Here is an 11,263-nt window from a genome sequence, read left to right on the forward strand (position 1 = left end):
GGAAAAAGGAAAATAATCCTCCTCCCCTCAGTTCATTTTTTTTAGTGGCTGCCGGCTGAAAGCCCGTATCATTCGTTACAATCAGGTCAATTATTTTTTTACAGGCGGCGGTATCACCTTTTGCCTCGTACGCCAATGCCATGATGTACCGGATAGAGGAAGCTTCTGTATCCCATGCCCAGTTATTGCCTGCATAGATGTTGATACATTGCATACCGTATGCGATACATTCATCATATTCTTTTTCCCCCAGCCAGGCTTCTGCCATAAAAGCGTATACCCCAAACCGGTAGTTAGGTGAATTATCTGCTGCATCGCCGGCAGACATGATGTCGAGTGTTTGCTGCATGTCTGCAATGGCCGCTTTATACCGGCCCAGCTTTAATGCTGCCTTTCCCCTGAAATAGTAAATTTTCATTTGGGAGATGACCGGCAGTTGGGGTACGCCCCCAATGGAAATACGATTGTTAATAGCGCCAATACAGTGCTCATACTGCGCATTATCAAAATAGAGATACATGAGGTTGAAGTATGCATCACTATCATCCGGTTTTTCTACCAGGTGGCTTTCCAGCGCCAGTATACGTTCCGAAAGATCGTCGGCACTATTGGTTCTGATAAAGGCACGACCGGTTTTAATACGGTCAATATTATACGTGATTGTATGGCGGTCATATTCCTCCAGTTCCTCCATGTCGCGGGCAATCCAGCCATTATATTCCGACAGGATCTTTTCGTAGAGGTCCAGTGCTTCTGTATGGCGCTCCAGGGTGCAAAGGTCGTCTATCATGCGTTCATGAATAGATACATAATACATCAGGGGCAATACGGTGGTAAAGTTTTCCAGTATAGTATTGCGGTCATCAATCGCTTCTGCCAGTTTGCCCATGCTGTGATACGCGTCAGCCCTGGATTCCAGCTGTTCCCAGAAAGGCGACATGTTATACCCGATGGTGTGCACATGAACGGCTTCCACGAAAATACCTCCCTCATATAACGCAATGCCATAGTTGTTACAACACATCGCAAAGTGGTGTGGGTGGCCGGCATAGGAACTGCCGGTGTTTTCGTACCAGTAAGCGTGATAAATATCGAAGGCTTTCTTATAAAGAAATCTTTTCAACGGAGTCGCAAACTGCTTGGCATTACTGTCTTTTTCCAGCTGGATAATTTCGCTGAAAATAACGCCCGCGGCGTACCAGTCGTATGGTACAGTATGTACTAAGTCCGGCCATTGCTCCGGAAATTGCCCCGTTACTTTATAGCTGGTATAATACCACCTTACAATGCTGAAGGGGTAAGGCTGGATCGCCAATGATTTTTCATACCAGGGAAGTGCTTCCTGGTAACTGCCTATGTTAAAAAAGGCGGTGGCGGTGTAATGATAAAAGTAAGCTTCTTCAGGATACTGTGCAATGAACCTTTTGCCGGTAGAAATTTGTTCCAGCGTACCTTCATCATCATCTTCTCCATAGAACTGCTGCCAGAATTCAGTGGTGCCTTTACAGAATTCTCTTGCCAGCGGAGCATGGCGTAAGCCATCTGTGAGTAGTTGCTGTACATGTTTGAGCAGGCGCAGCATCTCTTCCTGGGTATTTTCTCCGGCGCTGATCATAATTTGCAGCATGGCTGCTGCAAAGTCATAGTCGGCCATATCGAGTGCAAACCAGGTGGTAGACAATAACCGGTTATTATACACGGTGCAGTCAAATGCCAGCTTATAATATTCCAGTGCCGCCGGTCTGTTTTCGGTATGATAATAAACATCTCCAATGCGGGTATAACACTGAAATCTGGCTACATTGAGCTGTGGCAGATCATCGGCATAAAGCGACTCATACACCTGCAGATTCCGATGCATATCGGCCAGCGCCTTTTCTGTTTCATTTTTCAATACCCATACCTGGAACCGGTACAGTAATGCTTTGGTAGTGAGTTCCTCGTCACCGCCGGCAATCAGGATATCACAATCGTTGATCGCTTCGTCTGCTTTGTCGGTCATTACGTTGGCGCCCATATAGGCACGGTGTACCCTTGCCTGCATATGAGCAGGGTCGAGTTCCAGCACCTGGCTGAAAGCCTCGTAAGCGGCGTCGTACATGGCAGTGGCAAGGTCCCTGTTGTCTGTGGCCTTGGCATTTTCCAGCTGGGATAAGCCCAGCAGCTGCCAGCCCCGCACGTCTGCGGGGTTGTCTTGTAAGTATATTTCCAGCTTCGTTATTGCTTCGGTATATGCCTGCTCGTTGTACAGCCTTTCCAGTTCGTCTAAATGCATATGCTGTTAATTAGGACGTGTAATTTATTAATTATGGCCCACGATGATAAATAAATTCTGATAGTTCCGTCCGAAGATTTATATTTAAAGACCATTTATTATCAGCCAGAAACATCCAAATCCTTTGCCATGAAAGCAATAGCAGTATTGTTATTACTCCTGTGTAATACAGTCGTATATGCACAGGAATGTGATTGCAGGAAGAAATTTGACAGCGTACAGGTCTATCTCAGGAAAAATTATGTAGGATTTATTGACAAGGTAACCCCTGTTACCCAGCAAACTTACACCGCTATGGTGGCGAAATTGCAGTTACAGGCGGCTACTATCAGGAGCGCTACCCATTGCCTGCTGCTGGTCAACAGATACCTGCGTTTTTTCAAAGACCAGCATCTTGCGCTCCACATCGGTTATATACCGGTAACAGAAAAAATTGCCCTCACCCAGTCACAGCTGGATCAGCTGCAAAAGCAGCCTGTGACAGCCGTTGCCGGCATTTATGAGGCCGATCACCTTTATAAGATTGCCCTGGTAAAAAATCTCCGCGGATTACGCAGTTATGCGGCAGTGATCCTGGAGTCAACCGTGCCGGAATGGAAGCCGGGAGAGGTGATCTTTGAACTCGCTGGCAGCGGAACAGATAAGTTTGATCTGATCAGCTATCAGCAGCACCAGGTAAATTTTGATACGGTTACCATCAGTAAACAACGGGACGGACTGTCTGCCCTTGGCTGGCAGCGGCCTGGCAGCACCGGTAGAACCGCAGCCCGGGAAATGCCTGCCTTTGGAGAGATGCCCTCCGCCGCTTTCTTTTTCCGACAGATGAACGACAGTACAGGCTACCTGCGCATCGGTAGTTTTGACGCGGCTAATTATTACCAGACAGATTCCGTACTCAACGCCAATGATGAGTACATCCGGAAAAATACCAACCTGGTGATAGATATACGCGATAACGGCGCCGGCACCGATAAGCTAACAGAACGCCTTCGTCCCCTCTTGTACACGCAGCCGGTTAGAATTATCGGGGCAGATTTTTACGCTACGCCGGATAATATTAAATCCTGGAGCCGTTTGCTGGACGAACAGGTCGGAAAAGTACCCGACGACTACCTGGAACAGCTACGCAATATGATCCATCAGGGCGATGGCCTGCAGGGCCGTCTCGTAAGTATGGGACCGGATGAGAACATGATCCTTCCTTCCCCATTGCCCATCCCTGCTAAAGTAGCGGTGATCATTAACGGTAAGTGCAATAATACTGCAGAGCAGTTTTTACTGGAGGCCCTGCAAAGCAAAAAAGTAAAAGTATTTGGCGCCCCTTCGGCAGGAGCGCTGGATTATGCGAACGTAAATGTGGTGAAATATAGTGGTCCGGACTTCTCTATCGAATATCCCGTTAGCCGTTCCCGCAGGGTAGCTATGGGACAAGGAATTGATAACAAAGGCGTTCAGCCGGAGGTGAAGCTGGATTTTTCTAATCCCGGATGGCTGGAAGAAGTCGTGAAAAAATTATAAATAATGCAAGAGTCGTTAAGAACGGATTAACACTTGAGAATACATTATTAGTCATCTTTACCTCAACAAAGCATATGCTCACGCATATATGAGGGTTTAAAAATAGTAACAATGGTAGAAAAGCCGCCTCACAATTCTTTGTGAGGCTTTTTCTTTTAAAACATTTTTTGCTGTAGTATATCTGTCAGTATATGAGTCAGCTCGTGCAGGCTGTTGGGCTTGGTCAGAAAGTAAGACGCACCCAGTTCCCTGGTCTCCTTTTTATCCGACTCATGAGAAGAAGTAGTATAGATGATGACAGGAATATGCTTTAAATGCTCCATCTGCTGTATTTCAGCCAAAAACTGCTTCCCGTCTACCCTTGGCATATTCAGGTCCAGGAATATTAAATCAGGGATCAGGTGATTGCTTAACCTGGTTAATGCGTCTTCTCCGTTTATAGCTTCATGGTAAATAATATCCGGTGCCAATTCTTTTAATACTTCACCAAATATCATTCTATCGTCTATATCATCATCAATTAAAAGTACTGAGGTATATTTACAACTATCAGGCATATCGTTTTTGAATAGAGACAAATCTATGATTTTGTTGTTATTTTATTGTAATTATAATTCAGGTTCATCACCCGTTTTGGAATGAAATGTGTATAAACGGGGCAAGAACACTGTTTACGAATGATATCGGTTCTTAAAACTAAACAAGCTCAGGCAAATGATGAAATTTTTTATGCGACTTCCATTGCCCAGGAAGTTGATGTTAATAGCAGTAATACCACTTGTTTGCCTGATCTTTTTTGGGATTGAAGTATTCAATAAACAAAGTGCTGATATTAACAGCATCGACAATCTGGTTCAGAAAGTAGCCACCGCGACTACCATTATGAAGGTGGCAGATGAAATACACATGGAGCGCAGAAACAGCGTGAACTATGTATTGCAAACAGGATCGCTCAATGACCTGCTGACACAGCGGGCCAAAACAGATCTGGCCATTGAGGCCGTGAAAGGCCGGCTGCTGGCCAGCGATAGCCGGTTCTTTCAATATTCGCTATTGAACACACTCCCCAAAAAAAGAAAGGACATAGACAATAAGAATATGCCTCAACGGGAAGTGCTGGACTATTACTCCAATCTTATTTTCCGTTTGAATGATCTGGCCAATACCAATACGCCGGATATCCCCGTTCTCAAAGGGTTGCAGCAGGATATGAACGCACAACACCTGCTGGCGCAAATGTCGGCCTACCAGGGAATGATCCGCATGGATATCTATTATTTCATGATGAAAAAAGAAGTGTGGCCGGATGACTTTGCCCGTATTGAGAATAATAACGACATGTATAATTCCCTGCGTGCAGAGCTGTTGGATAAGGCTACGCCGGTGGTGGTAAAAGATTTTCAGAAGCTGGAAGCCTCTAATGAGTATACCATTACGAAAGACTTTATCAACAGCACCGTTACTGCCCGCAAAATTGATACACTGTTTAATGCAGATTCCTGGTGGGATAATTCTTCGCTGGCAGTAGACCAGATCAAACAATTACAGCGTACGATTATTGACAAGGTGGGTAAGGATGCCAGGGCCATCTCCCAAAGAGAAACCAACCTCAAAACCCGCTATTTCTTTGTATTGGTGCTGATTGTAGTATTGGTCATTGTTTTCCTTTCCATCACCATTAAAAGTATTACAGATAGCCTGGAATTATTACGGGCGGCTGCTGTAAACATCGCCAAAGGCGTTCCGGGATCCGCTCCGGAAATGCATAGTAAGGATGCCATCGGAAGCCTGTCCCGTTCATTTGTAGCCATCGATCAAACCAGTCAGGAATTGGCTGTAGCAGCAGACAGCATCGGCAAAGGGGATTTTAATATTGATGTGAAACCACGCAGTAGCGGCGATTTGCTGGGGCATGCTGTAGTACAGATGGCTGCTGATCTGAAAATATTCCGTTATCAGAATGATCAGAAAATATGGATTCAAACCGGACTGAATAATATCAGCGAAATATTACTCGGTGAAAAAGATATCTCTACACTGAGCAACGATGCGCTCAAGGAAATGGTACAATATACCGGCGCGCAAACCGGTGTGCTGTATATCAGGTATGCGGCGGAACTTCATCTGGCAGCCGGCTACGCATTGTCTCCTGCTTATCCTGCTCCCGATACGATTGAGGTAGGCAAAACATTGCTGGGACAAAGCGTATTACAAAGAACCCCCGTGTATTTGCAGGAAACCCCGCATGATTTTCTGCATATTGCTGGTGCTGCCGGAGCAGCCCAGCCGGGATATGTGCTTATTATTCCGCTGACGCATGCCGGTGTTACGGAAGGGGTGATAGAAATCGGGTCGCTTTTTCCATTCACAGAAAATGTGATCGACTTTGCCAAACAGGCAGCAGTAAACATTGCTATTGCCCTGCAAAGTACCAGGAGTCGTACCAAGCTGCAGGAGTTGCTGGAAGAAACACAAACACAGGCAGAAGAGCTGCAGGCCCAGCACAGCGAACTGGAAAGCATGAATGTAGAGCTGGAAGCACAAACACAGAAATTACAGGTATCTGAAGAAGAACTGAAGGTGCAACAGGAAGAACTGATGCAATCCAACGCAGTGCTGGAAGAAAGAAGCCGACTGCTGGAAGAAAAAAACCAGATTATCGTAGAACGTAACCTCGACATACATAAAAAGGCAGAAGAGCTGGCCCTCAGCACCCGGTATAAATCAGAGTTCCTGGCGAATATGTCGCATGAACTCCGTACACCGCTGAACTCTATCCTGTTGTTATCAAGACTCCTGTCCGAAAATCATGACCATAACCTGAATGGCGATCAGATAGAATATGCACAGGTCATTAACAGCTCTGGTAAGGGACTGCTGACACTGATAGATGAAATTCTGGATCTGTCTAAGATAGAATCCGGCAAAATGGAACTGGAATTTGGGAATGTGTCGATAGCAGATATGTATTCCAATATGCAGGCATTATTTGAGCCCATTGCGAAAGAGAAAGGCTTGCAGCTCATACTGGACACTGCCACCGGCGTACCCGATACAATTGAAACTGACCAGGTAAGACTGGAGCAGATCCTGAAAAATCTGTTATCCAATGCCCTGAAATTTACAGCCCGTGGCACAGTAAGACTGGAAGTGCAAACAACAGCAACACCAGAGATGATTCGCTTTGTGGTGAAGGATACCGGCATTGGTATTCCGGAAGACAAACAACAGGTGATCTTTGAAGCCTTTCAGCAGGCAGATGGATCTACCCGCAGAAAGTACGGCGGTACAGGGCTTGGACTATCCATCAGCCGGGAACTGGCCAAATTACTGGGTGGACAACTCAGCGTGAGTAGTGTAGTCAATGAAGGCAGTGAGTTCACTATTACCATTCCGGTTGCCGGCAAAGCAGCTACCCTTGCGAAAGATACTTTCGTACTACCGTCACCGGTAGTAACAGATGTCGTAGTGCCTGGTGATAAACACCGTTTTCTATCTCCCACTATTCCAGACGGTATTTACGATGATCGTGGCCTGATTGGAAAAGGGGAGCCGGTGATCCTGATCGTGGAAGACGATACGCATTTTGCCAAAGCATTACTGGATTTCACGCATGCCAGAGGCTATAAAGGTATTGTGACAGTGCGCGGCGATGAAGCCGCGGAAATGGCCCGTATCTATAAGCCTATCGGTATTTTGCTGGATATTCAGCTGCCCATAAAAGATGGCTGGCAGGTGATGGAAGAATTGAAAAATGATCCGCAAACCAGACCGATCCCGGTGCATATCATGTCTTCCATGGAGGCGAAAAAAGAAAGCCTGCTTAAAGGCGCTGTCGATTTTATCAGCAAGCCGGTAGACATAGAAAGTATGCAGCTCATTTTTGAAAAAATGGAGTTTGTGTTGCAACGGTCTACTAAAAAAGTACTGATACTGGAAGAAAATGCCAAGCACGCCAAAGCACTGGCTTACTTCCTCAGCAACTACCAGGTGAGTTCTGAAATCAGCAACAGCGTGGCAGATGGCGTTTCCTTACTGCAGCAAAAGGATGTGGATTGCGTGATCCTCGACATGGGGATCCCGGATGAAAAAGCATATGAAGCCCTGGAAATGGTGAAGGAAATAAAAGGATTGGAAAATCTTCCTATTATCATCTTCACCGGTAAAAGTTTGTCGAAGGCGGAAGAACAACGCATCCGGCAGTATGCAGATTCTATTGTGGTGAAAACGGCGCATTCCTACCAGCGTATGCTCGATGAGGTATCTCTTTTCCTGCACCTGGTATCAGAAAATGCGCCGGTAGCAGCTGGAGGCAATGGAAAAATGGGCATGCTGAATGAAGTGCTGAAAGATAAAACAGTATTGATAGCAGACGATGATGTACGCAACATCTTTTCCTTAACCAAAGCATTGGAAAAGCACCAGATGAAGGTATTGTCTGCCATTGATGGAAAGGAGGCATTACAGCAGCTGAAGGAGCATCCGGCAGACGTAGTGCTGATGGATATGATGATGCCGGAAATGGATGGCTATGACGCCATTGCTGCTATCCGAAAACAACCGGAATGGAGAAATTTGCCCATTATTGCCGTGACAGCCAAAGCCATGATGGGGGATCGGGAGAAATGTTTGCAGGCGGGCGCCTCTGATTATATTTCCAAGCCGGTGGATGTAGATCAGTTATTATCCCTCTTACGGGTATGGTTATACGATAAAGCCATGAAATAATTTATGGAACAGAAACAGGTATTAATTGTAGACGATGATCTGCGCAATATCTTTGCGCTGAAAGCCGTACTGAAATCCAGGGGGATTCCCTGCCTATCAACAGCTACCAGCGCAGAGGCGCTACAGTTATTATCAGCAGATCATCACGTAGGCGTAGTGCTGATGGATATTATGATGCCGGATATGGATGGCTATGAAGCTATTTCCACGTTGCGCGCCATGCCATGGAATAGCCAGCTGCCTATCATTGCGGTGACCGCAAAGGCCATGGTAGGCGATCGCGAAAAGTGCCTGGAAGCAGGCGCTGATAATTATATTTCCAAACCAATTGATGTAGATGAATTACTCTTACAGCTACAGCAATATTTATCTGTGTAAAAGTGAGCAGGAACCCGATAAGCGAACCCGAAGTACATTTGCTGCTGAACGATGTGTTGGAAAGATATGGCTATGATTTTACAGCGTATGCACCTGCCTCTATTAACCGGCGTGTGAATCATCTGTACCATGCCGACCGCTTTCCGAGTTTTGCCGAATATCGTTACCGCATCATTTCTGATCCGGCTTATGCACTGCGTTTTGTAGAAGAGATCACCGTCAACGTAACAGAAATGTTCCGTGATCCCTCTTTCTATCAGGCTTTGCGCACACAGGTGTTGCCGGTGCTGGCTACTTACCCGTTTATCCGCATCTGGCATGCAGGGTGTTCTACCGGAGAGGAAGTATATTCTTTTGCTATCCTGCTGAAAGAAGCCAAACTGCTGCATAAAGCAGTGATCTATGCTACAGATATCAATGCCAGCGTATTGGAGAAGGGAAGAAAAGGAATGTTCCGGTTATCGCAGATGCAGCAGTATTCCCGTAATTACATGGAATCTGGTGGAAGAGAAGATTTTTCTTCTTATTATACGGCCAATTATGAATATGCCAAATTTCGCGAAGATCTGGGAGAGAAAATCATTTTTTCACCGCATAACCTGGTAACGGACGGATCTTTCAATGAATTTCAGCTGATTATTTGCCGGAATGTGTTGATCTATTTTAATAAAAAATTGCAAGACAGAGTACTGACCCTATTTAGTGATAGCCTGGAGCAGCTTGGGTTTCTGGCATTGGGAAGCAAGGAAACGCTTAACTTTACCAGTGTAACAGGTAAGTTCAGACAACTGGAAAATAAGGAGAAGATCTGGCGGAAGGTGCAACTGTAATAATGAAACAACAGCCCTTATGACAACAGCGCCGTATTTAATAGTAATAGGCGGTTCGGCCGGAGGACTACAACCTATTTTGACTTTGTTGCCCGGGTTAGCCGTTTCCCTTAATGCAGCTATTATTATTGTTTTACACCGGCAAAGTCATTACGAATCAGTGCTGACGGAATTATTGTCTGCTAAAACCTTGCTGCCGGTGAAAGAAGCCGCAGAAAAGGAGCCCCTGCTGAAAGGGACCATCTATATCGTGCCGGCAGACTACCACCTACTGATTGAAACCGATCATACGTTATCGTTAGACTATTCCGAGAAAGTGAATTTCAGCCGGCCAAGTATAGATGTTACTTTTAGCTCCGCGGCACTGGCCTATGGCAGCAACATGGCAGCTTTATTGCTTTCCGGCGCCAACACAGACGGTACTGAAGGATTAATAGATGTGCATGAGGCAGGAGGCACCACTGCAGTGCAGGATCCCGCTACCGCAGATGTAGATTATATGCCCAGACAGGCAATAGAACTGGCGCCCGTAGATATTATTCTGCAGCCCCAGGAAATGGCCACGTTTATTAACGGAATAGCCGGGGTATGATTATTGTTCCATATGGGCTTTAAGGAAGCAACATGCAGCATTTTCCCTTTGCCCGCCGCCATAAACAAGCTTGACGTATGATTTTAATTGTAGATGATAAACCGGAGAACATTCTGTCTATCAGGAAAACGCTGGAACTGTATCAGTTTGAAGTAGATGCTGCTTTATCCGGAGAGGAAGCGCTTAAGAAAATATTGAAACATAATTATACCCTGATCATCCTGGATGTGCAAATGCCCAGCATGGATGGTTTTGAAGTAGCAGAAGCTTTGTCGGGCCACAGCAAAGCGAAAGATATTCCCATTATATTCTTGTCGGCCGTTAATAAAGACAAAAGATTTATTGTAAAAGGATATGACTCCGGCGGTATTGATTACATTACCAAACCTGTGGATCCCGACATCCTGCTGATGAAAGTCAAAACCTTCTCCCGCCTTTACCAGCAATCTCTGGAGCTGAAACAAATGCATCAGTCGCTCAAAGAAGAAGTAGAAGTGCGGAAGCTGGCGCAGGAAGCTCTGATTGCACATCAGCAGCAGGTTAATGACATGCTGGAACAGAAGGTAAGGGAAAGAACGGAAGAACTGAGAGAAATCAATAAATCACTGGAGGCCAGTAATCATGACCTGCAGCAGTTTGCCTCTGTAGCCTCCCACGACCTCAAAGAACCATTGCGTAAAATACAGCTGTTCGGCGCCATTTTAAGAGATAAATTTCTGCATATGGACCCTAACGGCCTGTCTTATATGGAACGTATTGTAGGGTCTTCAGAACGCATGGCAAAGCTCATTAACGACCTGCTGAATTATTCCCGTTTATCCGTGGCAAGCATATACGAAATAACCGACTTCAATGTGATGGTCAAAGAAATTCTTAGTGACCTCGAATTGATGATTACAGAACGGGATGCGATGATATCTGTGGAAAAAATACCCCATATTG

The 11,263-nt window shown here is 45.7% G+C and carries 8 protein-coding genes; 6 read left to right on the top strand and 2 right to left on the bottom strand.

Annotated features, from left to right (window positions below; translation table 11 throughout):
- The coding region (locus tag VIP81_RS27765; protein ID WP_331969142.1) for a tetratricopeptide repeat protein at positions 1–2,275 on the bottom strand (2,275 nt) is incomplete at its 3' end.
- 129 nt (positions 2,276–2,404) lie between these two features.
- Between VIP81_RS27765 and VIP81_RS27770 the strand changes: the two genes are divergently transcribed.
- On the top strand, positions 2,405–3,793 hold the full coding sequence (locus VIP81_RS27770) for a S41 family peptidase (protein WP_331969144.1): 1,389 nt from the start codon (positions 2,405–2,407) through the stop codon (positions 3,791–3,793).
- Positions 3,794–3,948: 155 nt separating this feature from the next.
- On the opposite strand, the gene VIP81_RS27775 is transcribed toward VIP81_RS27770, so the two are convergent.
- Positions 3,949–4,371 carry a response regulator gene (locus tag VIP81_RS27775; protein WP_331969147.1) on the bottom strand — a complete coding sequence of 141 codons (423 nt, stop codon included), beginning with the start codon at positions 4,369–4,371 and terminating at the stop codon, positions 3,949–3,951.
- A gap of 136 nt (positions 4,372–4,507) precedes the next feature.
- Between VIP81_RS27775 and VIP81_RS27780 the strand changes: the two genes are divergently transcribed.
- From VIP81_RS27780 to VIP81_RS27800, 5 genes are all read left to right on the top strand, one after another.
- Positions 4,508–8,521, top strand: a complete 4,014-nt coding sequence (locus VIP81_RS27780) for a response regulator (protein ID WP_331969150.1) — start codon at positions 4,508–4,510, stop codon at positions 8,519–8,521.
- A 3-nt stretch (positions 8,522–8,524) separates the two neighbouring features.
- Positions 8,525–8,899, top strand: coding sequence for a response regulator (locus VIP81_RS27785; RefSeq protein WP_331969153.1), 375 nt, complete (start codon positions 8,525–8,527; stop codon positions 8,897–8,899).
- A 2-nt stretch (positions 8,900–8,901) separates the two neighbouring features.
- The gene (locus VIP81_RS27790; protein WP_331969162.1) at positions 8,902–9,729 is read left to right on the top strand and encodes a protein-glutamate O-methyltransferase CheR; all 828 of its coding nucleotides are present in this window, start codon (positions 8,902–8,904) and stop codon (positions 9,727–9,729) included.
- A gap of 19 nt (positions 9,730–9,748) precedes the next feature.
- A complete protein-coding gene (locus VIP81_RS27795; RefSeq protein WP_331969165.1) occupies positions 9,749–10,321 on the top strand; it encodes a chemotaxis protein CheB in 573 nt (190 codons plus the stop codon).
- A 77-nt stretch (positions 10,322–10,398) separates the two neighbouring features.
- A partial coding sequence (locus VIP81_RS27800) for a hybrid sensor histidine kinase/response regulator (RefSeq protein WP_331969168.1) occupies positions 10,399–11,263 on the top strand: 865 nt, incomplete at its 3' end.

This window comes from Chitinophaga sp., assembly GCF_036566945.1.
Lineage (GTDB): Bacteria > Bacteroidota > Bacteroidia > Chitinophagales > Chitinophagaceae > Chitinophaga.

Excerpts from the sequence above, each read along its gene's own strand:
- VIP81_RS27785 (WP_331969153.1), top strand. The coding sequence starts at position 8,525 with ATGGAACAGAAACAGGTATTAATTGTAGACGATGATCTGCGCAATATC.
- VIP81_RS27770 (WP_331969144.1), top strand. The coding sequence starts at position 2,405 with ATGAAAGCAATAGCAGTATTGTTATTACTCCTGTGTAATACAGTCGTA.
- VIP81_RS27780 (WP_331969150.1), top strand. The coding sequence starts at position 4,508 with ATGATGAAATTTTTTATGCGACTTCCATTGCCCAGGAAGTTGATGTTA.
- VIP81_RS27795 (WP_331969165.1), top strand. The coding sequence starts at position 9,749 with ATGACAACAGCGCCGTATTTAATAGTAATAGGCGGTTCGGCCGGAGGA.